Origin of the sequence: Micromonospora sp. WMMD712 (genome assembly GCF_029581295.1) — a bacterium.
Classification (GTDB): Bacteria; Actinomycetota; Actinomycetes; order Mycobacteriales; family Micromonosporaceae; genus Micromonospora; species Micromonospora carbonacea.
In genome coordinates this window covers 7,674,618-7,695,553 of the sequence record NZ_CP120743.1, presented here as the reverse complement: position 1 = coordinate 7,695,553, position 20,936 = coordinate 7,674,618, and the positions used below count along the sequence as shown (strand labels likewise).

18 protein-coding genes are annotated in these 20,936 nt (G+C 74.4%); 7 read left to right on the top strand and 11 right to left on the bottom strand.

Annotation, left to right across the window (positions count from 1 at the left end):
- The first annotated feature begins 128 nt into the window (after positions 1 to 128).
- Both O7633_RS32565 and O7633_RS32560 read left to right on the top strand, forming a co-directional pair.
- Entirely contained in the window at positions 129 to 1,496 is a 1,368-nt protein-coding gene (locus tag O7633_RS32565; RefSeq protein ID WP_282325155.1) for a PHB depolymerase family esterase, read from the top strand.
- 306 nt (positions 1,497 to 1,802) lie between these two features.
- On the top strand, positions 1,803 to 3,890 hold the full coding sequence (locus O7633_RS32560; RefSeq protein WP_282325154.1) for a UvrD-helicase domain-containing protein: 2,088 nt from the start codon (positions 1,803 to 1,805) through the stop codon (positions 3,888 to 3,890).
- A 15-nt stretch (positions 3,891 to 3,905) separates the two neighbouring features.
- On the opposite strand, the gene O7633_RS32555 is transcribed toward O7633_RS32560, so the two are convergent.
- Genes O7633_RS32555 through O7633_RS32545 form a run of 3 tightly spaced genes read right to left on the bottom strand, consistent with a single transcriptional unit; the run spans position 3,906 to position 6,830 of the window.
- A complete protein-coding gene (locus tag O7633_RS32555) occupies positions 3,906 to 5,015 on the bottom strand; it encodes an FAD-dependent oxidoreductase (protein WP_282325153.1) in 1,110 nt (369 codons plus the stop codon).
- 40 nt (positions 5,016 to 5,055) lie between these two features.
- A complete protein-coding gene (locus O7633_RS32550; RefSeq protein WP_282325152.1) occupies positions 5,056 to 6,024 on the bottom strand; it encodes an aldo/keto reductase in 969 nt (322 codons plus the stop codon).
- The gene (locus O7633_RS32545) at positions 6,021 to 6,830 is read right to left on the bottom strand and encodes an SDR family oxidoreductase (protein WP_282325151.1); all 810 of its coding nucleotides are present in this window, start codon (positions 6,828 to 6,830) and stop codon (positions 6,021 to 6,023) included. Before O7633_RS32545 ends, O7633_RS32550 begins: the two co-directional genes overlap by 4 nt.
- 174 nt (positions 6,831 to 7,004) lie before the next feature.
- Between O7633_RS32545 and O7633_RS32540 the strand changes: the two genes are divergently transcribed.
- Positions 7,005 to 8,009 (top strand): LLM class flavin-dependent oxidoreductase, encoded by a 1,005-nt coding sequence (locus O7633_RS32540; protein WP_282325150.1) that lies wholly within the window; start codon positions 7,005 to 7,007, stop codon positions 8,007 to 8,009.
- 85 nt (positions 8,010 to 8,094) lie between these two features.
- Here O7633_RS32540 and O7633_RS32535 read toward each other — a convergent pair whose 3' ends face one another.
- Positions 8,095 to 9,054, bottom strand: coding sequence for a helix-turn-helix domain-containing protein (locus O7633_RS32535; protein WP_282328696.1), 960 nt, complete (start codon positions 9,052 to 9,054; stop codon positions 8,095 to 8,097).
- Between the two features lie 103 nt (positions 9,055 to 9,157).
- Between O7633_RS32535 and O7633_RS32530 the strand changes: the two genes are divergently transcribed.
- Together O7633_RS32530 and O7633_RS32525 are read left to right on the top strand one after the other, a co-directional pair.
- Positions 9,158 to 9,856: a DJ-1/PfpI family protein gene (locus O7633_RS32530; protein WP_282325149.1), complete on the top strand. Its 699-nt coding sequence runs from the start codon at positions 9,158 to 9,160 to the stop codon at positions 9,854 to 9,856.
- A gap of 12 nt (positions 9,857 to 9,868) precedes the next feature.
- Positions 9,869 to 10,177 (top strand): hypothetical protein, encoded by a 309-nt coding sequence (locus tag O7633_RS32525; protein ID WP_282325148.1) that lies wholly within the window; start codon positions 9,869 to 9,871, stop codon positions 10,175 to 10,177.
- 58 nt (positions 10,178 to 10,235) lie between these two features.
- Here the strand turns inward: O7633_RS32525 and O7633_RS32520 are convergent, their stop codons facing one another.
- The 6 genes from O7633_RS32520 to O7633_RS32495 all read right to left on the bottom strand — a co-directional run bounded on the left by O7633_RS32520 (position 10,236) and on the right by O7633_RS32495 (position 16,592).
- Complete coding sequence (locus O7633_RS32520; RefSeq protein ID WP_282325147.1) at positions 10,236 to 11,180, bottom strand: acyltransferase domain-containing protein; 945 nt, start codon at positions 11,178 to 11,180, stop codon at positions 10,236 to 10,238.
- Between the two features lie 69 nt (positions 11,181 to 11,249).
- Positions 11,250 to 11,702: a protein phosphatase gene (locus O7633_RS32515; protein ID WP_282325146.1), complete on the bottom strand. Its 453-nt coding sequence runs from the start codon at positions 11,700 to 11,702 to the stop codon at positions 11,250 to 11,252.
- A gap of 23 nt (positions 11,703 to 11,725) precedes the next feature.
- Positions 11,726 to 12,634 carry a hypothetical protein gene (locus O7633_RS32510; RefSeq protein ID WP_282325145.1) on the bottom strand — a complete coding sequence of 303 codons (909 nt, stop codon included), beginning with the start codon at positions 12,632 to 12,634 and terminating at the stop codon, positions 11,726 to 11,728.
- Positions 12,635 to 12,761: 127 nt separating this feature from the next.
- Positions 12,762 to 14,393 carry an ABC-F family ATP-binding cassette domain-containing protein gene (locus O7633_RS32505; RefSeq protein WP_282325144.1) on the bottom strand — a complete coding sequence of 544 codons (1,632 nt, stop codon included), beginning with the start codon at positions 14,391 to 14,393 and terminating at the stop codon, positions 12,762 to 12,764.
- Between the two features lie 225 nt (positions 14,394 to 14,618).
- Entirely contained in the window at positions 14,619 to 15,413 is a 795-nt protein-coding gene (locus tag O7633_RS32500; protein ID WP_282325143.1) for a methyltransferase domain-containing protein, read from the bottom strand.
- Positions 15,414 to 15,539: 126 nt separating this feature from the next.
- Positions 15,540 to 16,592 carry a LacI family DNA-binding transcriptional regulator gene (locus O7633_RS32495; RefSeq protein WP_282325142.1) on the bottom strand — a complete coding sequence of 351 codons (1,053 nt, stop codon included), beginning with the start codon at positions 16,590 to 16,592 and terminating at the stop codon, positions 15,540 to 15,542.
- Positions 16,593 to 17,053: 461 nt separating this feature from the next.
- Between O7633_RS32495 and O7633_RS32490 the strand changes: the two genes are divergently transcribed.
- Positions 17,054 to 19,153 (top strand): cellulase family glycosylhydrolase, encoded by a 2,100-nt coding sequence (locus O7633_RS32490; RefSeq protein ID WP_282325141.1) that lies wholly within the window; start codon positions 17,054 to 17,056, stop codon positions 19,151 to 19,153.
- A 124-nt stretch (positions 19,154 to 19,277) separates the two neighbouring features.
- Here O7633_RS32490 and O7633_RS32485 read toward each other — a convergent pair whose 3' ends face one another.
- Entirely contained in the window at positions 19,278 to 20,105 is an 828-nt protein-coding gene (locus tag O7633_RS32485; protein ID WP_282325140.1) for a PIG-L family deacetylase, read from the bottom strand.
- 73 nt (positions 20,106 to 20,178) lie between these two features.
- Here O7633_RS32485 and O7633_RS32480 point away from each other — a divergent pair, with 73 nt between their 5' ends.
- Positions 20,179 to 20,892, top strand: a complete 714-nt coding sequence (locus O7633_RS32480) for a hypothetical protein (protein ID WP_282325139.1) — start codon at positions 20,179 to 20,181, stop codon at positions 20,890 to 20,892.
- The last annotated feature ends 44 nt before the right edge of the window (positions 20,893 to 20,936 follow it).

Genomic DNA, 20,936 nt, shown 5'->3' with positions numbered 1-20,936 from the left:
TACGGAGCCGGGCGGGCGGACGGAGCACACGCAAGGGGCGACACGCGATCCCGCGGGGCCGGGCATACCCCGACCGGACCGCGCGTGGCCCGACTTCAGCCTGCACAGGTGACCGAAGGAGTCGTCCCGTGAGAATCAGAAGGAAACTGCTGCTCGGCCTGGCCACGACCCTGGTGGCGGCCGGCCTGGTGGCCCCGTCGTTCCAGCCCGCGTACGCGGCGTCGCTGGTCGAGGTGACCAGCTTCGGCAACAACCCGGGCCGGATGCGCATGCACATCTACGTGCCGGACAACCGCCCGGCCCGGCCCGCGACGGTGATCGCCATGCACGGCTGCGGCGGCTCGGGCCCGGCCTTCTATTCCGGCAGCGAGTTCGCATCCCTCGCCGACCGGTACGGGTTCATCGTGATCTACCCGACCGCGACCCAGCAGGCCGGCTTCGGCAACTGCTTCGACACCTGGTCGGACGCCGCCAAGCGCCACGACGGCGGCAGCGACCCCGTGTCGCTCGTCTCGATGGTCCGCTACGCGCAGCAGCAGTACAACGCCGACCCCGAGCGGGTCTACGCCACCGGCAGCTCGTCCGGCGGCATGATGACCAACCACATGCTGGCCGTCTACCCCGAGGTGTTCAAGGCCGGGGCCGCGTTCATGGGGGTGCCCTACAACTGCTTCGCCGGCGCGGCGGACTACCCGCCCGGCAGCAGCCAGTGCACCGGCGGCAACATGAACCGCACCCCGCAGCAGTGGGGCGACGCGGTCCGCCAGCAGGCCTACCCCGGCTACTCCGGCCCGCGCCCGCGCGTGCAGGTGTGGCACGGCACCGCCGACACGCTCGTGCCGTACAGCCTGCTCCAGGAGTCGATCGAGCAGTGGACGAACGTGTTCGGCCTCAGCCAGACCCCCACGTCCACCGACACCCCGCAGGCCGGCTGGAACCGCCGCCGGTACGCCGACGGCAGCGGCACCGTGCAGGTCGAGGCGTACAGCATCCAGGGCGCCGGGCACAGCCTGCCCGCCGGCGGCATGGCCGCGGCCGCCATCGCCTTCTTCGGCCTGACCAGCACGCCCACCACCCCGCCGCCCACCACCCCGCCCCCCACGACCCCGCCGCCCACCACCCCGCCGCCCACGACGCCGCCGCCCACGACCCCGCCGCCCACCACGCCGCCGGCCTCCGGCGCCTGCCGCGTGACCGTCACCGTCAACGCCTGGAACACCGGGCTGACCGCCAACCTCACCATCACCAACACCGGCGTCAGCGCCGTCAACGGCTGGTCCCTGGCGTTCGGTCTGCCCGCCGGGCAGACCATCACCTCCGGCTGGAACGCCACCTACTCCCCCACCTCGGGGCAGGTGACGGCCAGGAACCTCGCCTACAACGCGGCGATCCCCGCCAACGGATCGATCGACATCGGCTTCCAGGTCACCCACAGCGGCAACGCCGCCAAACCGGCCTCGTTCGCCCTCAACGGCGCGCCCTGCACCGTCGCCTGACAGCGCCCGGCTCCGGGGAGGCACGCCTCCCCGGAGCACCGCCGGGCGATGTCACCGGCCGCGCGCGACGCGCCGGGCGGGCCGCGCCCGCCCCCTGCGCCATCTCCATCATATGAGCCGGTCAAGCCGCCCGAATCGTCCTGGATGCCGATCTTCCGTCCCCGCCGGGTGCATAGTCTCGACCCGTCCGCGCCGGCCGCGCGCGCCCGTCGGGCGCACGGGCCGCAGCCGCGCCCGCCTGCCGGGCCGACCCGAGGGTCCGCGGCGACGCCGCGCGGCGGGACGCACACAGGGATCGGGGGGACCGTGTCCGAGACAGCACACCAGATCGCCGTCGAACAACAGGTGGTCGACCGGGTGTACGCGCGCCTCGAGGTCATGCGCGAGCAGACGAGGCAACTGGACGCGGAGGGCCACCGCCGCGCCGGCTCCGGACCGGTCACCGGCCTGGTCGAGCGGGACGCCATGGTCCTGCGCGCCGCCGCCAGGCTGGCCGAGCTCGACGGCCAGGAGGAGGGCGTCGTCTTCGGCCGGCTCGACTTCGACGACGGCTACACGTACCGCATCGGCCGGCTCGGCGTCCGGGACGAGGACCGGGAGCCGCTCGTGGTGGACTGGCGCGCCCCCGCCGCCGCGCCGTTCTACCGGGCCACCCCGGGCGAGCCGCTCGGCGTGACCCGCCGCCGCGTCATCACCTGCGCGGGCCCCCGGGTCGTCGGCCTCGACGACGAGGTCCTCACCGCGCGCGACGTCGACGGCGTGGTCGGCGAGGGGGCCCTGCTCACGTCGCTGACCAGGGCACGCGGCGCGCACATGCGCGACATCGTCGCGACGATCCAACGCGAGCAGGACGAGGCGATCCGCGCGCCCGCGCACGGCGTCACCGTGATCACCGGCGGCCCGGGCACCGGCAAGACGCAGGTGGCCCTGCACCGCGCGGCCTACCTGCTCTACACCGACCGGGGCAGGTTCACCGACGGGCGGGTGCTGGTGGTCGGCCCGTCGACGGTGTTCACGGAGTACATCGGGAAGGTGCTGCCCGGGCTCGGCGAGGACAGCGTCCACCTGCGGGCGATCGGTGAGCTGTTCGACGGCGTCGTCGCCACCCGGCGGGACCCGGCCGCCGTGGCCCGCGTCAAGGGCGACCTGACGATGGTGCGGGTGCTGGCCGACCTGGCCTGGGACACCCCGCCGAACGCGCCGGACCGCCTGCGCGGCCTCGCCGCCGAGGACCTGGCGAAGGCCCGCGTCGAGATCCGGCGCAGGTGCGAGGCCGGGGGCGTCGCCGTCAACGGCGCGCGGGGCGAGGCCGCGCGGGTGCTCGCCGAGCTGCTGGGCGGCGGGGAGGTGCCGGAGGCGTTCCTGAACGCCTGGTGGCCGCCGCTGACCCCGCAGGACGTCCTGCCCGCGCAGGACGGGCAGTGGTCGGTCGACGACGTGCCGCTGCTCGACGAGTTGGCCGAGATCCTGGGCCGGCCGCCGGAGCCGACCCGGGCCAGGCCCGAGTGGCAGCTCCGTGAGCTGCGCAGCGGCGCCCGCCTCCCGGAGACGTTCGTGCTGAGCTGGAGCCTCAACGACGGCTGGCAGCTCTTCGCGCCCGGCCTGGCCACGCCGATGGCGCTGTCCGGCCAGTCGATCGACGACAACGACTACTGGGCGGCGCAGCGCTGGGCCGCCGCGATCGTCCTGCGCGAGGGGCACCGGGTGGTGAGCTGGGTCGACGGCTTCGACCCGTACGGCGAGGAGGGTTTCGTGCCGGTGCTGGCCGAGCCGTTGCCGGTGGCCGAGGCCGAGGATCCCGTCGACGACGCCTACCTGCACGTCATCCTCGACGAGGCGCAGGACCTGTCGCCGATGGAGTGCCGGATGATCGCCCGCCGCGCCGCGCACGCCTCGATGACCATCGTGGGCGACCTCGGCCAGGCCACCCACCCGCTGGCCGCCGGCGCCTGGCCGGAGCTGGTGCGGCGGCTGGGCAAGCGCGGGGCCAGGACGCTCGACCTGCCCACCGGCTACCGGGTGCCGCAGGTCATCGCCGACTTCGCCGCCCGCGCCCTCGCGCCGGGGATCGCGCCCACCCGGTCCTTCCGGCCCGGCGGCAGCCTGGAGATCCGCCGGGTCGACGACCTGGCCGAGGCCGTCGCCGGCGAGACGGGCACGGTCATCGCCCCCGACCACCTGGCCGCCGCCCTGGGCGCCGTGCCGGTCAGCCAGGTCAAGGGCCTGGAGTACGACCGCGTGGTGCTGGTGGAGCCGGCCGACATCGTCGCCGCCGAGCCCCGCGGGATGAGCCGCCTCTACGTCGCCCTCACCCGGGCCGTCGCGGAGCTGGTCGTCCTGCACACCAAGCCGCTGCCGGAGAATCTCACGGACAGCGGGCCAGCGGCGGGCTGAGCACGGCGGTCCGGGTCAGAACCGCTCGAAGCGGAACGCGGCCAGGGCGTCGTCCCGGTCCTCGCCGAGCACCTCGGCGGCGACCAGGTCACCGGCGTGCACGCTCAGGGTCACCCCGCTGTGCGAGACGGCGAAGTGGAAGTTGGGCAGGGCGACCGCCCGGCCCAGCACCGGCAGGCCGTCGCCGGGGATGGGGCGCTCGCCGACCCGCACGCTCTCCACGACAGCGTGCCGCATCCCCGGGTACAACGCGCGGCCGGCGGCGAGCACCCTGTCGACCGCCGGTTGGTCGACGCTGGTCCGGCCGCCGTCGTCGCGGTGCGCGGCGTCGTCGATCTCGTGGGTGTGCAGCAGGAGCCGTCCGCCGCCGTCGGGGCGCAGGTGGACACCGGGCGCGTGGACGACGCGGGACACCGCGACCGCGGCCGGGGACGTGTAGACGAGCACGCCCCGGGTGTTGCGCATCGGCAGGGCCAGCCCCGCCAGGCCGGCGATCCGGTCGGCCCTCGGCCCCGCGCAGTTCACGACCGCGTCGGCGACGATCCTCCGCCCCGGGGCGAGGCGCACGGACCGGACCAGGCCGTCCGTCACCTCGATGCCGGTGACGGCGTCGTCGCGCACCAGCTCCGCGCCGGCGACGACCGAGGTCGAGAGCAGGTGGCCGACCAGCCGGGTCGGCTCGATCCAGCCCTCCTGCGGGAAGTAGGCGATCCCGTCGTCGGGCAGCTCGGCGGGGCTCATGTCCGGCTCCAGGCGCAGCGCCTGCGCCCGGGTGAGCCAACGCGCCTCGTACCCGTAGTCGAGGACGCCGTCGACCTTCCGGCGCAGTTTCGCGCGCCCGGCCTCGTCGTCGGCCCATTCCAGGTTGCCGCCCTCGTGGTACCAGTCGCCCAGTGGGACCTCGGCCGCCAGCCTGCGGTGTGCCGCCATCCCCGCGACGCTCAGGTCGTGGTACGCCCGGGGCTGTTTGCCGCAGGAGTTGGTCCAGGAGAAGGTCGCGCCGGAGGTGCCGGAGGCCGGCGCCGCCGCGTCGACGACGGTGACGCGGGCGCCGCGCCGGGTCAGCGCGGCGGTCACCGCCGCGCCATAGACGCCGGCGCCGATGACGACTACGTGCTCAGCCATGGTGATCGGGGCTCCGTTTCTCTCCGGGGGACGGGGCGGGTCACGGGTCGACGAGTCCGTCGGCCCGCAGCTCATCCCACAGGGCGTCGGGCACCGGCGCGGCGGCAAGCTGCACGTTGCGGTCGACCTGTTCGGCGTCGGCCGCGCCGAACAGCACGGAGACGACGGCGGGATGCCGCGCCACGAAGGCCAGGGCCGCCTGCGGCAGGCTCACCCCGTGCGCGCGGCACACCTGCGCGATCCGCACCGCCCTGGCGTACGTCGCGTCCGGCACCGGCCCGTAGTCGTAGGTCCGGCCCGGCGGCTCGGTGGCGAGGATGCCGCTGTTGAAGACCCCGGCGGCGAGCACCCCGACCGACCGTTCCCGGCACCGGGGCAGCAGCGTCCGCGCCGCCGACTGGTCGAGCAGGGTGTAGCGGCCGGCGAGCATCACGACGTCGACGTCGGTGTCGGTGACGAACCGCTCCAGCATCCGCCACTGGTTCATGCCGACGCCGATCGCGCCCACCACGCCGGCGTCGCGCAGCTCGTGCAGGGCCGGGTACGCCTCGTCGACCGCCTGCCGCCAGTGCTCGTCCGGGTCGTGGATCAGCACGACGTCCACCCGGTCGAGGCCGAGCCGGGCGAGGCTGGACTCCAGCGACCGGCGTACCCCGTCGGCGCTGAAGTCCCAGCGGCGCGCGTGGTCGGCGGGCACGTCGAACCCGCCGGCGTCGTCGCGCAGGTGCGCGGTCCGCGGCGACGGCACCAGGATCCGGCCGACCTTCGTGGAGACCGTGAACTCGGCGCGGGGCCGGCCCGCCAGCGCCGCGCCGAGCCGGCGCTCCGACAGGCCCAGGCCGTAGTGCGGGGCGGTGTCGTAGTAGCGGATACCGGCCTGCCACGCGGCCTCGACCGCCCGGCGGGCCGTGTCGTCGTCGACCGCCCGGTACAGGTTGCCGATCCCGGCCGCGCCGAACCCCACGGCGGTGACCGGGGCCGACGAGCGCCCCAGGCGGGTGGTCCTCATGCCGTCTCCTCGTTGCCGGATCGGGGATGGGCGCCCGGCGGGGAGCCGCCGGCGTCGGCCGCCCGGACGCGCAGCCCGTGCACGCCGCCGTCGACGGCGAGCACGGTCCCGGTGGTGGAGGCCGCCAGCGGGCTGGCCAGGTAGGCGATCGCGGCGGCGACCTCGTCGGCGGCGACCAGCCGCCCCATGGGCTGGCGGGCCCGCAGGGCGGCGAGCTCGGCGGCCGGGTCGGCGGCGGAGTCGAGCAGCCGGCGCACCCAGGGGGTGTCGGCGGTGCCCGGGTTGACGCAGTTGACCCGGATCCCCTCCGCGACGTGGTCGGCGGCCATGGCGAGGGTCAGCGCCTGCACGGCGCCCTTCGTGGCGCTGTAGAGCGCCCGGTCGGGCAGGCCCACGGTCGCCGCGATGGAGCAGGTGTTGACGACGGCCGCGCAGGCGGAGGCCCGCAGGTGGGGCAGGGCCGCCCGGGTGACCCGGACGATGCCCACCACGTTGACGTCGAAGACCCGGTGCCACTCGTCGGCCGGGTTCGCCTCGACGGACCCCTGCGCGCCGACCCCGGCGTTGTTGACCAGGATGTCGATGCCGCCGAGGTGGTGGGCCGCGGCGGCGACGGCATCGGTCACCGACGGGTCGCTCGTGACGTCGCAGCGCAGGCCGTGCAGCGGGGCCGGCAGCCCGAACGGGTCCAGGTCGAGGCACGCGACGGCCGCCCCCCGCCCGGCGAGCATGCGGGCGGTGGCCAGGCCGATGCCGGAGGCGCCGCCGGTCACCACGGCGGTCAGTCCGGTGAACTCGCCGGTCATGACTCTCCCCACTCGGTCCGGACGCGGCCGTCCCGGCCGGCGCGGTCGCTCGTCGTCTCCCGTCGAAGCATCGCACCGAAACCCCGGCGACGCAGTCACCACCGGCCGCCCATTTCCCATGACCCAGGGGGGTTATCGTGGTGGCGTCCTCTCCCACCAGCGACGGAGCCCCCGGTGCCCCTGCACAAGCTCGGCTTCCTCACGATCGGCCTCTTCGACGAGGCGGACCCCCGGGCGGGCCACGAGTCGACGCTGAGCCTCATCGAGCTCGGCGAGCAGCTCGGCTTCGACAGCGCCTGGGTGCGCCACCGCCACCTCCAGTTCGGCATCTCCTCGCCGGTCGCCGTGCTCGCGGCGGCCTCGCAGCGCACCCGCCGCATCGAGCTCGGCACCGCGGTCACCCCGCTCGGCTGGGAGAACCCGCTGCGCCTCGCGGAGGACCTGGCCACGGTGGACGTCCTCTCCGGCGGCCGGTTGAACCCGGGGGTCAGCGTGGGCCCGCCGATGCACTACGACCGGGTGCGGCACGCGTTGTACCCGGACACCGGCGACGCCGAGGACTTCGGTCACGCCCGGGTCCGCCGGCTGCTCGACCTCGTCCGCGGGGAGCCGGCCGGCGACGTCGACGGCGTCGAGGGGTTCGAGGCGTACTCCCGCCGCGTGCAGCCGCACTCCCCCGGCCTGATCCACCGGATGTGGTACGGCGCCGGCAGCCTCCGGTCGGCGCGCTGGGCCGGCGAGCAGGGCATGAACCTGCTGACCAGCAGCGTGGTCAAGGCCGAGGAGGCCACCGACTTCGACGACATCCAGCTCGCGCACATCCGCGCGTACCGCGCCCACCACCCGGACGGTCCCGCCGCCCGGGTGTCGCAGGGGCTGGTGGTCGTTCCCACCGACAGCGCCACCGCCGGGCAGCGCGCCCGCTACGAGGAGTACGTCCGGCGACGTCTCCCCCGGACGACGTCGCCGCAGGGGCCGCAGCGGATGGTCTACGCCCGCGACCTGATCGGGCCGGCCGAGCGGATCGCCGAGGAGCTGACCTCCCTCGCCGCGTTCCGGGAGGTCGGCGAGGTGGCCTTCGCGCTGCCCTTCACCTTCGACCACGCCGACTACGTGCAGCTGCTCACCGACATCGCGACCCGGCTGGGCCCCCTGCTCGGCTGGCAGCCGGCGCGCTGACGCCGAGCGGGCCTGCCCGCCGGGCGGCTCGGTGCGGCAACCGCGGATGGCCAGGGGCGGCCGCGGCAGTCCCGGCCATCGGCGCTCAACGGGTGGTGGCCGGCGGCGGTGGACGGAAGGTGTTGCGGTAGGCGTGGGGGGCCACGCCGCTCAGTCGCTTGAACTGGGTGCGGAAGTGGGCCGGTGACGCGAAGCCGGCGAGGTGCGCGATGTGGTCGATGCCGAGGTCGGTGGTCTGCAGGAGTTCCTGTGCCCGGCGCACGCGTGCGGCGGTGACCCGCTGCATGGGTGTCTGGCCGGTCTGCTCGTGAAAGCGGCGGTTGAGCGTACGCACGCTGAGCCTGGCGCGGTCCGCGAGTGTCGCCAGGGTTATCTTCTCGTGGGCGTGGGTCTCGATCCAGGCGAGCACAGCGTCGAGGCCGGCTCCGGCGGCGGGCGCGTCCGGGCGCCCGATGTACTGGGCCTGCCCGCCGTCGCGGTGCAGTGGGGCCACGGCGAGCCGGGAAGCGTCGGCGGCGACCGCGGCTCCGTGGTCACGGCGCACCAGGTGCAGGCACATGTCGACGCCGGCGGTCGCCCCGGCCGAGGTGATGAACTGCCCGGCGTCGACGTAGAGGACCTCGGGGTTCAGGGAGACGGCCGGGAACGCGGACCGGAACTGATCGGCGGCGGCCCAGTGGGTCGTGGCTTGCCGTCCGTCGAGCAGGCCGGTCGCCGCGAGGGTGAAGGCGCCGACGCAGATCGAGGCGATGCGGGTACCGGTGGCCGCCGCGGCCCGCAGTGCCTCCAGCGCCGAGGCGGGGACTGCCGCGGCAGGGTCGTTGCGGCCGGGCACGATGATCGTGTCGGCGTGGGAGAGAGCGTCGAGGCCGTGGTCGACGGCAAGGCGTAGCGGCCCGGCGTCGATGACGGGCTCGCTACCGCAGATCTGCACCTGGTAGCCGGGTCTTCCGCTGGCCAGCCGCGCCCGGCCGAGTACTTCGATCGGCGTGGCGAGGTCGAATGCGATCGTGTCGGGCAGAGCCAGGACGAGCACGGTGTGTATGGCGACCTCCTGGGGGCGCGGGCTGACTCTATGGCAGAAAAGAGTCGGTGGATGGCAATCCTGCCACTGTTCGCGGTGATCGGCGGGCCCGAGAATCGACGGCATGTTGGTGCAGATGGTGTTGTTCGACGGATTCGACCCGCTTGACGTCGTCGGGCCCTTCGAGGTCCTGGCCGCCGGAGGAGACGCCGTCGCCGGGGTCACCGCCGGGGGGCCCGCGGCCGGGGACCGCGCGGCAGCGGGTGCGCTGGACGTCGAGCTCGTCACCGCGGAGGGTCCCCGGGAGGTGGTCAGCGGCACCCGCGGCCTGACGCTACGGGCGACCGCGAGGCTGCGGCCCGACCGGCCGGGTTACGTCGTGGTGCCCGGCGCCAGCGGCCCCGTCAGCGGTGACCCGGATCAAGGCGTCCAGACCATCCCGGTGCTGCTGGCCAGGTTCGCCGAATCGGCGGCTCCGCTGATGCGAACCGCTCTGGACAATCCTGACGTGACTGTCGCCACCGTCTGCGGCGGTTCGCTGGCCCTGGCCATGGCCGGCCTGATCGAGGGCCGGCATGCGGTGACGCATCACCTCGGCATGGATGTGCTCGAGGCGACGGGTGTGCACGCCGTGCGAGCCCGGATCGTCGACGACGGCGACCTCATCAGCGCCGGCGGTGTCACGTCCGGCCTGGATCTGGGTCTTTACCTCCTCGAACGCGAGTTCGGCCCCCGGATCGCGCACGCGGTCGAGACCCTGTTCGAGCACGAACGGCGTGGCGTCGTGTGGCGTGCGACCGGCCGTACGCCGATCGCGGTCTGAAAGGAGATGTCCGTGCTGCCCATTCTCGGTTCCTGGGACGTCAGCCTGAAGACCCCGATCGGCACGCTGCGCGCGACGTACGTCTTCACCGAGGCCGACGGCGTGATCACCGGCACCGCGTCCACCACGTCCGAGACCGTGCCGCTCACCGCCGTCGTCTGCGACGGCAGCCGCGTCACCTGGCAGCAGTCCGTGACCCGCCCCATGCGCCTCAACCTCGACTTCGACGTCGTCGTCGACGATCAGACCCTCTCCGGCCACTCCCGCGCCGGACGCCTGCCTCGGACCGCGGTCACCGGCATCCGGCGCCCCACGGGATAGGTCCAGACGATTCCGCCGCCGTCGACGCGGCCACCCCTGGCCAACCGCCGTCGCCGCGCTAGAGCGGAAAGCGGCCCTGCCGCCACTGCCAGTGCCGCCCGGCCGCCAGGTGGTCGACCACCGCGCGCTGGAGCGCGGTGCGGCGCGGCAGCCGGTCCAGCGGCGTGCTCAGGGTGCGGAACACGAACCGCAGCACCTCGACGTCGGCGTCGAGCCCGTCGGGCTCCTCGTAGGGCTCCAGCGCGAACCTCCGCTGGAACCGCACGATGTTGGAGCTCTCGGGCAGGTATTCCCGAAGCTGCGGGTCGAGCAGCCACGAGCCGCAGGCGAACGCCGTGTAGCGCTCGTCGGGGAAGTGGCGCGGGAAGAACGCCCGGGCCGCGTCGAGCGACGCCGCGACCGCCTCCGGGGTCAACGGACCCGCGTCGGGGACGTGCAGGCCGATGGCGTCGTCGCCCCGGTGGTGCTGCAACCGGCCCAGCTCGTAGAGGCCGCCACGCACGTGCAGCGTCAGCCAGCTCTGCATGACCGGCCAGCCCTCGCCGTGCATCCGCCGGTCGACCGCGAGGTTGCGGCCCAGGTCCGCGAGGGTCGTCCAGGACACGGCGTCGGGGATGCCGTGGTCGCGGTGGTAGCCCCGGACGACGTCGACCAGGGCCAGGTACGCGTAGACGTAGAGGTGCCGCCAGGCGGGGCCCCGGTCGCGGGGCAGCGCCGGGCCGGACGACAGCCAGCCGTGGCCCCCGAGGTCGGCGCGGACCAGGGCGACGGAGCGGTCGAGCAGCCAGCGCAACTCGGGGGTCCACAACGGAGAGTCGGCGTCGGGCCAGCCCGCCATGATCTCGGCGGCGTCGTCCGGGGGCACCGCGAGCCGGTCGAGGATCGCGGGCGCGTCGGCCCGGGCGGGCAGCGGAGCCGACGGCCGGTCCCCGGCGAGCCGGTGCACGCGCTCGACCTCCTCGACGGGCACCCCGAGCCGGGCGGCGATGTCGGCGCAATCCACGTCGACGACGCTACCGGCCGGCGGGCCGCCGCGACAGGCCGCCGGCCGCCGGAGCGGGACGCCGGCCGGTCAGCGCCGCGGGCGCGCCGCCGGGTCGAAGCGGGCGACGAAACGCCGCTGCCACGGCGTCTCGACAGCCTGGGGCAGGTAGTGCTCGCGGACGTAGGCGACGGCCTCGGCCGGGGGCACGCCGTCGAGGATCGCCAGGCACGACAGTCCCGTCCCGGTCCGCCCGAAGCCGCCCCCACAGGCCAGCTCGACCCGTTGCGTGCCGGCCCGGTCCAGCGCCTCGCGCAGGGCGGCCGCGAAGTCCGCGCGGTCGGCCGGCAACCAGAAGTCGCGGCAGCGGACCCACCGGCTGTCCCACGGGACCGGCTCCGGCGGGGCACCCACCAGGTAGACCCCGAACTGCGGCTCGGGCCCGTCCGGCAAGGGGTTCCGCAGGCCACGGCCGCGCACCAGCCGCCCGGACGGCAGTCGCATCACACCCGGCGCGCCCGGCCGCCAACCGGCTTCGGTCATCCTGGTCCCTCCCGCCGCCGGCGTCAGCGCCGGGCGTCGCCGGGGCGGCCCCGGCCGGCGCGGGCGGTCCGCTGACCGACGCGGGGAGCCTGCACCACCGGGGAGCTCGCGCGCCCGGGGCGGCCGCTCCGCGCCGCGTCGGCGACCAGCTCGTCGGGGTCGTCCCGGAGCGCCTGCCGGATGTGCGGCGGAACCAGCTCCGACGTCGCCACCGCCATCCGCACCTGCACCGACCGGTCGTCGACCAGGCGTCGCAGGTCCGCCTCTTCGAGCTCGACCGCGAGGACCAACGCGACGCGCACGTCCGCCACCGGGTCCCGGGCGAGCGCGCCGCGTTGGGCGGGGGTGGTCCGCGGGTTGCGGGCCAGCCCCTTGCGGACGCGCGCGGTGCGGTCGGCCATCAGGGCGGTGATCACCTCGGGGTCGTGGGTGTGGGTGGCGAGCCGTTCCCGCACCTCGGGCGAGACGTCGTCGACCAGCCGCGCGGCCAGCTCGGGCTCCAGCTCGCGCGACTCGGCGAGCAGGCCGCGAAGCTCCTTGTCGTGGGCCTGCGCCATCACCTCACGAACCGACCCGTCGCAGGCCGGGTTGCCGGCCACGGCCCAGCGGACCCACCGGTCGGCGTCCTTGACCAGTCGCACGAGGTTGCCGACCGAGGCCGAGGGGTTCCTCGCCACGGCCTCCCGGACCTGACGGTCGTGGTCCCGGGCCAACGGCCGCAGCGCCTGCGCGGGCGCGTCGGCGCGGCTCGCGACCGCCCTGCGGACCAGCGGCGACGGGTCGGCCGCCAGGTCGATGAGGGCCAGGTGGGGCGTCTCGGGATCCTCGGCGAGGGCGAGCCGCGCCTCGGCGTCGGCACCGTCCACGCCGTCCGCGAGAGCGCCCGACCCACTGCGGCGGTGGGCCCCGCCGACGTCCCCCTGGTTTGCCATGGGCGCCATCATGTCACGGGCCCACGGGGCGGGCCCCGTCCCGGGCGGTGGCCCACCCGGCCGGCCGGACCGGCGCACACCCTCTGGAGCGTCCTAGGACAGATTCGTCGGCGGGTGGCCGGGCCGGTCACCGCGGCCCGGCCACCTCGGTGAGTCGGCCGCCGGCCAGCCGGAGCCAGCGGTCCACCCCGATCGCGGCCAGGAAACGGTCGTCGTGGCTGACCACGACGAACGCCCCCCGGTACGCCAGGAGCGCGTTCTCCAGCTGCGCCACGCTGGCCAGGTCGAGGTTGTTGGTGGGCTCGTCGAGCAGCAGCAGCTGCGGCGCCGGCTCGGCGTTCAGGACGCACGCCAGCGTGGCGCGCAGCAGTTCCCCGCCGGACAGCACGCCGACCGGCAGGTGGGCGCGGACGCCCCGGAACAGGAAGCGGGCCAGCAGGTTCATCCGGTCCGCCGCGCTGCGCGACGGCGCGAAGACGGCGAGGTTGTCGGCGACCGTCCGGTCCGCGTCGAGCAGGTCGAGGCGCTGCGACAGGTACGCCACCCGGCCCTCCGCCCGCGTGACGACGCCGGAGACCGGCTCCTGGTGGCCGCCGACCAACCGCAGCAGGGTGGACTTGCCCGCGCCGTTCGGCCCGACGAGGGCGACCCGTTCGGGGCCGCGGATGTCCAGGGCGATGCCGTCGCCGGCGAAGACCGGACGCCCGTCGTAGGCGGCCTGGAGGGCCTCGCCGTGGAAGACGGTGCGGCCGGCGGGCACCGTCGTCTCCGGCAGGTCGAGGGCGAGGTCGTCGTCCCGGCGGGCAGCCGCGCTCGCCTGGTCCAGCCGGGCCTGCGCCGCGCCGAGGCGCGCGGCGTGCACGTCGTGGGACCGGGCCGCCGACACCTGCGCGTCGCGCTTGAGGTTGCCGGCGACGATCCGGGCCAGCCCCGCGTCGGCCAGGTTGCGCGAGGCGGTGGACGCGCGGCGGGCGGCCCGCTCGCGGGCCTGCTGGAGCTCGCGCTTCTGCCGCTTGACGTCCTGCGCGGCCTGCCGCACCTGCCGCTCGGCGACCTCCCGCTCGGCCCGCACCGCCTGCTCGTACTCGGTGTGGTTGCCGCCGTACCAGCGGATCTCGCCGTGGTCGAGGGCGGCGATGCGGTCCATCTCGTCCAGCAGCGCCCGGTCGTGGCTGACCACGAGCAGGCAGCCGGTCCAGGAACGGAGCACGGCGGTCAGCCGCGCCCGCGCCTCGCCGTCGAGGTTGTTGGTCGGCTCGTCGAGCAGGAGCACGTCGGGCCGCTTGAGCAACTGGGCGGCGAGGCCGAGGGACACCACCTCGCCGCCGCTGAGGGTGTCGAGCCGGCGGTCCAACGCGACGTCGGTCAGCCCGAGGCGGTCGAGTTCGGCGCGGGCCCGTTCCTCGACGTCCCAGTCGTCGCCGACGGTGGTGAAGTGCACCTCGGCGGCGTCGCCGGCCTCGATGGCGTGCAGCGCGGCGACGACGTGGTCGACCCCGAGCACCCGGGCGACCGTCTCCCGCCGGGCGAAGGGCAGGTGCTGGGGCAGGTAGCCCAGCGTTCCCTCGACGGTGATGCTGCCGCCGGTGGGCCGGAGCTCGCCGGCGACGAGCCGCAGCAGGGTCGACTTGCCGGCGCCGTTGGGCGCGACCAGGCCGGTGCGGCCCCCGGGCACGGAGAACGACAGGTCCTGGAAGACGGGGGTGCCGTCCGGCCAGGAAAAGGACAGGGCGGAGCTGACGACATGACTGTCGGACATGGGGAACCTCAGCAGACAGGTGATCCGGGCGCGCACGCGCCGCCCGGCGTGAGCAGGGCACGACGACATGGGCGACGCGACGGCACGGGTCGTGCTCCGTCGGTCACCGCTCCGGGGCGCTCACCCGGAGATGTCGTCGTCACCTGCCACGTCGTGCTCCTGTCCCGTCGGCTGGAGCCAGGATAGCCCACCGGGCCGTCGTCGCCCGGCGTCGGGGAATCCGGCTCAGGCCGCGCCGCGTCGGCCAGCGGCGCGGCCGCTGACCTGGACGAAGTGGAAACCGTTCACGATCACCCGGGGATCGCCGAGCGCCTCGATCGCCGCCCCCTGGTCCGCGTCGGTCAGGCCCTGCGCCAGCAGCGCGGGCCGCAGTTGCCCGATGCTGGCGCGCAGCAGCCGGCAGCCCGGACCGCCGCCGCGCCAACTGCCGCCCCGCACCCGGAAGGCCACCTCGGTGAGGCCCGCCGCGACGAAGGCCGCAGGTGCCCGCTGGGGCCACGCGAGGTCGTAGCCGGCGGCCACGAGGGCCGCCGTGTGAGCCGCCAGGTAGCGGGTCAGCACGTCGGCGGTCGCCTCGTCCGGCGCGTACGTCACGAAGTTGCCGGGCGCGGGCGCGAACTCCCCGACGAGCAGCACGCCGCCGCCCGCCACCGCCGCGACCAGCCGCCGCAGGGCCTCCTCACGTCGGGGCAGGTGGCCGAGCAGCAGGCGGGCATGGACGAGGTCGAAGAGGCCCGGCGGCTCGTCGACGACGATGTCGTGTCGGCGGACGGTCAGGCGCGCGCGGGCCGGGATGTGCTGCGGCGCGATGTCCGTGGCGACCACCTCGGCGGCCCGTTCGGCCAGCCACACGGCGATGCTCCCCGCGCCGGCGGCCACCTCGAGGCAGCGCTTGCCGTCCAGTTCGGTCAGCTCCCCGATCAGCTCACGGGTCGACCCGTCCAGCAGGTCGGCCAGCGCGTCGTGGTGGCTGACGGCCTGTTCACTCGCGTTGTCGAACGCATAGCCCTTCGTGCTCATCCCGCCATCGTGCCCCGTGGCGGTGACGAGGAAGTGACGCGCCTCCCGCCGGACGGCCGGGCCGCCCCCTGCGCCAGCCGCGCAGCCGGTCCGGCGGGCCGGGACCTGTCGCGGCCCGGGGCCACGTCAGCTCGCCGGCGGCGCGGTGCTGCGGCGGACCGTGAGGGTCGTCGCCAGCTCCAGTCGCACCTGGGCGCTGCGTTCCCCCCGTCCGAGGGCGAGCGCCAGCTCGGTGGCGGTGACGGCCATCTCGACCAGCGGCTGGTGGACGGTGGTCAGCGGGGGATCGAGCAGCGCGGCCAGCGGCAGGTCGTCGAAGCCCACCACGCTGAGGTCGGCGGGGATCCGCAGCCCGCGCTCCCGCGCGGCCTGGTAGACGCCGAGGGCCTGCTGATCGTTGCAGGCGAAGATCGCCGTGGGCCGGTCGGGCCGCGCCAGCAGGTCGAGCGCGGCGGCCCTGCCGTCGGCGAGGTTCAACCCGGTGTGGACGACCATGCCGGGCCGGACCGGCAGGCCGGACGCGTCGAGGGCGGCGCGGTAGCCGTCGAGCCGGGCCCGGCAGCACAGGATCTCCCGGGGGCCCCCGATCATCGCGATGCGCCGGTGGCCCAGCTCGATCAAATGGCGGGTGGCGGACCGGCCGCCGGCCCAGTTCGTCGCGCCGACGAACGGGACGTCGTCGGGCAGCTCGGTGGTGGGGTCGAAGACCACGAACGGGATGCCACGGGCGCGTAGCTGGTCGTGCTGCTCCTCGTCGAGCTGGGCCACCACCACCAGGCAGTCCGGTCGGCGGGCGAGGGTGTCGTCGATCCAGTACCGGATGGCGTTGCGCTGCGGGCCGAACTCGGTCAGCACGACCCCGACCCGCTGCTTGCGGGCCGCCCGCTCGACGCCGCGGATGATCTGTAGGCCCCACATGTCCTCGATCTCGTCGAAGACGAGCTCCATCATGTTGCTGCGGGTGGCCGGCGCCGACCGACGGTAGCCGTGCTCGCTGAGGGCGGCCTCCACCCGGGCCCGGGTGTCGGCGGCGACGCCGGACCTGCCGTTGATCACCTTGGACACGGTCGGGATGGACACTCCCGCCGATCGGGCGATGACGGCGATCGTCACCGGCCTGGTCGGGTCGGCGGCCGGCCCCGCCCCGGCGACCGGCTCGCCCGACTCGGCGTGCGTCAACCCGGCCTCCTCCTGCGCGCTTCCGCGCCGGCCGCACGCCGCGCCAGTCCCGGCCGCGTGGCGGGCCACCAGCGTCGTTCCGGGCGCAAGGATAGCCGTTCCGTCGTTGCGCGGGGGGTGCCGAGGGCATTGCGGCACCGCAGCGGAAAGTTTCCAAGGTGGATCATGGCGCGCCTGGGCGCCGTCCCGCCTGGCAGGGAGGCTGCGAGGCCGTCCCGCGTCACCCTCGCGCCCCCAACGGGGAGCTTCATTGACGCGCATCAGCGCGTGCCGTACGGTCGGACCGGAAACTTTCGGCCTCGACGGTCCGATCGTTTCCATCCGGGAGCCTTGAAGGTCGCGGCGGACGCCTGGGCAGCGTCCGCACCCTCCGCATTCCCCGGTCGCGCGACCGGGCGGCGACGTCCACCGGCGCGCCCCGTGTACCCCCTCACACGCGCCACCATGGCGAGGAGTCCCTGATGAGTTCGCAATACCTCGGAAAGACACGCCGACGCATCGGCCTGATCGCCGGCGCGGTCGCCGCGCTGATGATGGCGGGCACGATGGTCGCCGGCAACGCCCAGGCGGCGGCCGGCTGCCGGGTGGCGTACGCGGTGCCGTCCCAGTGGCAGGGCGGCTTCACCGCCGACGTCAAGGTCACCAACCTCGGCGACGCGGTCGACGGGTGGACGCTGGGCTGGACGTTCCCGTCCGGCCAGCGGGTCACCCAGGCGTGGAACGCCACGGTCACCTCGTCGGGTGACCAGGTCACCGCGAAGAGCATGAGCTACAACGCGGCGATCGCCACGAACGGCTCGGTCTCCTTCGGCTTCAACGGCTCGTGGTCGGGCAGCAACACCGCACCGACCTCGTTCACCCTCAACGGTGTGGCCTGCACCGGCAACGTGGGCGGCACGCCGACCCCGACCCCGACCAGCACCCCTCCCCCGTCCCCGACGCCCACCACCTCGCCGTCGCCGTCGCCGGGTGGTGACCCGATGGCCACGGTCGCGGCGATGCAGCCCGGCTGGAACCTGGGCAACACCTACGACGCCATCCCCGACGAGACCGCCTGGGGCAACCCGCCGGTCACCCAGGCCCTGCTCCAGAAGATCCGGTCCCAGGGCTACCGCAGCATCCGCATCCCGGTGACCTGGAGCAACCACCACGGGCCGGCGCCGACGTACACGCTCGACCCGGCCTGGCTGGCCAAGGTCCGGCAGGTCGTCGACTGGTCGCTCGCGGAGGGCCTCTACGTCCTGGTCAACCTGCACCACGACTCCTGGCAGTGGATCAACACCTACCCGGGCGACCGCACGAACGTGATGAACCGCTACACCGCCCTGTGGACCCAGCTCGCCACCACCTTCCGGGACTACTCCTCGAAGCTGACGTTCGAGAGCATCAACGAGCCGCAGTTCACCGGCACGTCCGGGGACGCCCAGAGCGACGAGCTGCTGCGCGAGCTGAACGTCGCGTTCGTCCGCCTGATGCGCCAGTCCGGCGGCAACAACGCCACCCGGCTGCTCGTGCTGCCCACCCTCTACACCAACTCCAACCAGGAGCGGCTCGACGCGCTGACGGCCACGATCGACCAGCTCGGGGACCGCAACATCGCCGCGACCGTCCACTTCTACGGCTGGTGGCCGTTCAGCGTCAACATCGCCGGCGGCACGCACTACGACGCCAACGTCGAGCAGGACATCGTCGACGGCTTCAACCGCGTCCAGCAGACGTTCGTCTCCCGGGGCATCCCGGTGATCGTCGGCGAGTGGGCGCTGCTCAGCTACGACTACACCCGGCCGGGCATCATCGAACGCGGCGAGCTGCTCAAGTTCTTCGAGGCCGTCGGCTACCACGCCCGGATCCGCAAGCTCACCACGATGCTCTGGGACGCGGGATCGTTCCTCAACCGCAACACGCTGCAATGGCGGGACCAGGGCATCTACGACATGATGAAGGCGAGCCTGACCACCCGCTCCGCCACCGCCTCCTCCGACCAGGTCTACGTGCCCCGCACCGGCGCCATCACCAGCAAGTCGCTCACCCTGAACCTCAACGGGGCGACGTTCCAGGGCCTCCGGCAGGGCAGCACCAACCTGGTCAACGGCACCGACTACACCGTCTCCGGCAGCACCCTCACCCTGACCGCCTCGGCCCTGACCCGGCTGGTCGGCAGCCGCGCCTACGGCGTCAACGCCACCATCGAGGCCCGCTTCTCACAGGGCGTGCCGTGGCAGATCAGCATCATCACCTACGACCCGCCGACCCAGGCGGCAGCCACCGGGACGACCAGCTCGTTCACCATCCCCACCCAGTTCCGCGGCGACCAGCTCGCCACCATGGAGGCCACGTACGCCGACGGCAGCCCCGCCGGTCCGGCCAACTGGACCCCCTACAAGGAGTTCTGGTCCAACTTCCAGCCCGACTACCCGGCGAACACGATCATCATGAAGCCCGAGTTCTTCGCCGAGGTGAAGGACGGCCCGGTCACCCTGACGTTCCACTTCTGGAGCGGCACGAAGATCAAATACCAGGTGACCAAGTCCGGGACGTCGGTCTCGGGCGCGCCCGCCTGACCCGCGCCCGGCAACAGGCGGGGCCCGCAGCCAGGCGGCTGCGGGCCCCGTCGCGTCGGACGGCAGTGGGGTCCGTCGCGTCGGGGCGGCAGTGGGTCCGGCCGCCGGCCTGGCCCGGGAAGAGTCAGCGCAGCCCGGCGAACAGGTCGTCCTCGGGCGTCGGCGCGCCGGTGGTGTCGCGCACCCGGACGAAGGTCTCCACGCCCATCAGCTCGGTGAACCGCTCCTGGCCCAGTTGCAGGAAGAAGATGTTCTCGGCCTGGCTGGCGTGGGTGGCCAGCGACGCGAACTTCTGCGCGCCGTAGGCGCTCGTGTCCACCCAGGTGGTGATCTCCTCGTCGGGCAGGCCGAGCGGCGGCAGCTCCGCCTGCCCCTCCGGCTGGGGGAACTCGATGCCCATCTCCGCCATGACGCGGCCGAACTCCTGGAACGCGCTGCGCGGCACGGTGGTCCAGTAGACCTTCGCGGGGATGCCCGTGCGCTCGACGGCGGCCATGGTGATGCGGTGCGCCTGGATGTGGTCCGGGTGGCCGTAGAAGCCGTTCTCGTCGTAGGTGACGACGACGTCGGGCCGGTAGCGCCGCATCAACTCGGCCAGCCGGTCGGCCGCCTCCGCCACCGGCGTGTTCCAGAACGCGTGCGGCGCGTCGTTGGCCGCCCAGCCCATCATCCCGGAGTCGGCGTAGTCCAGCGTCTCCAGGTGCGTGATCTTCAACGCCTCGCAACTGGCCGCCAGCTCGGCCCGGCGCATCGCCACCACGGCCTGCGGGTCGTGCCCCTCGTCGCCCGGCTTCACGCCGCCGGGGCCGTCGCCGCACCCGCCGTCCGTGCAGGTCACGAGCACCGTCGTGACGCCCTCCGCCGCATAGCGGGCGAGGACGCCGCCGGTGCTGGTCGCCTCGTCGTCGGGGTGCGCGTGCACCGCCATCAGGGTCAGGGTTCGCTGGGCCACCCCACCACGATACGGGGCGGGCCCCGCCCACTAGCATTGCCGCGGTCCACGACGTCTGCTGAATCGAGGCGAGATGCGTTGGCTGCGGCAGTTGCTGGGTGGCAACCGGGTCCAGCTCGACCCGGAGCGGCAGCAGACACTGCTGCGCGACGTCCGAAACCGCTACGGCGCCCGCTCGCCGCAGCGGTTCCCCGAGCAGGCCGAGGCGATCGCCCGGCTGCTGGACGACGACGACGGGCTGGTGGTGGCGGCCCGGATCCTGGGCGAGGCCGCCGACGAGGCCCATGCGGCGCTCCAGGCCCAGGTGCACGACGTGCACCGGCGCACGGGCCGGCGGCTGCTGTTGCACCGGCGCAACTACCGGCCGCTGTGGAAGGAGGCCGGCCCCTCGCTGCGGTGGCCCCTGTTCGCGCTGCCGTCCGGCCTGCACCCGTACGCGCAGGTGGCCGCAGCCGCCACGGTGGTCGGCAGCCGGGCCGCCCGGCTCGACCGGGTGACCGACCCGACCCCGCTGGTGACCCACGTGTTCGAGGTGCTCGACCTCACCACCGCCGGCTGGGAGTACGGCCGGGTGCGGGTGGACACCGACGCCGCCGCCCTGGCCGAGCGCCTGATCTCGGCCGCCGGCCGGGTCCTCGCCACCATGGACGACCCGCCCCGGCTGCCGCCCGCCGTGCGCGAGCTGATGCGCCGCAACAACACCCTCGACGTGCACGACCCGGCCGGGCCCCGGGTCGTCGCCGGGTTCAACCCGGGCGCGCGGATGCGGGAGGTCCTGCTCGCCTGAGCCGCGCGTCGGCCCCGGCCGGGCCGCGTGGCGCGGCACCGAGC

Bases quoted from the DNA above. Each gene is read 5' to 3' on its own strand.
- O7633_RS32550 (WP_282325152.1), bottom strand. From the start codon at position 6,024: ATGAGGACCACCCGCCTGGGGCGCTCGTCGGCCCCGGTCACCGCCGTG.
- O7633_RS32530 (WP_282325149.1), top strand. From the start codon at position 9,158: ATGTTGGTGCAGATGGTGTTGTTCGACGGATTCGACCCGCTTGACGTC.
- O7633_RS32555 (WP_282325153.1), bottom strand. From the start codon at position 5,015: ATGGCTGAGCACGTAGTCGTCATCGGCGCCGGCGTCTATGGCGCGGCG.
- O7633_RS32480 (WP_282325139.1), top strand. From the start codon at position 20,179: ATGCGTTGGCTGCGGCAGTTGCTGGGTGGCAACCGGGTCCAGCTCGAC.
- O7633_RS32510 (WP_282325145.1), bottom strand. From the start codon at position 12,634: ATGGCAAACCAGGGGGACGTCGGCGGGGCCCACCGCCGCAGTGGGTCG.
- O7633_RS32490 (WP_282325141.1), top strand. From the start codon at position 17,054: ATGAGTTCGCAATACCTCGGAAAGACACGCCGACGCATCGGCCTGATC.
- O7633_RS32500 (WP_282325143.1), bottom strand. From the start codon at position 15,413: ATGAGCACGAAGGGCTATGCGTTCGACAACGCGAGTGAACAGGCCGTC.
- O7633_RS32505 (WP_282325144.1), bottom strand. From the start codon at position 14,393: ATGTCCGACAGTCATGTCGTCAGCTCCGCCCTGTCCTTTTCCTGGCCG.
- O7633_RS32545 (WP_282325151.1), bottom strand. From the start codon at position 6,830: ATGACCGGCGAGTTCACCGGACTGACCGCCGTGGTGACCGGCGGCGCC.
- O7633_RS32515 (WP_282325146.1), bottom strand. From the start codon at position 11,702: ATGACCGAAGCCGGTTGGCGGCCGGGCGCGCCGGGTGTGATGCGACTG.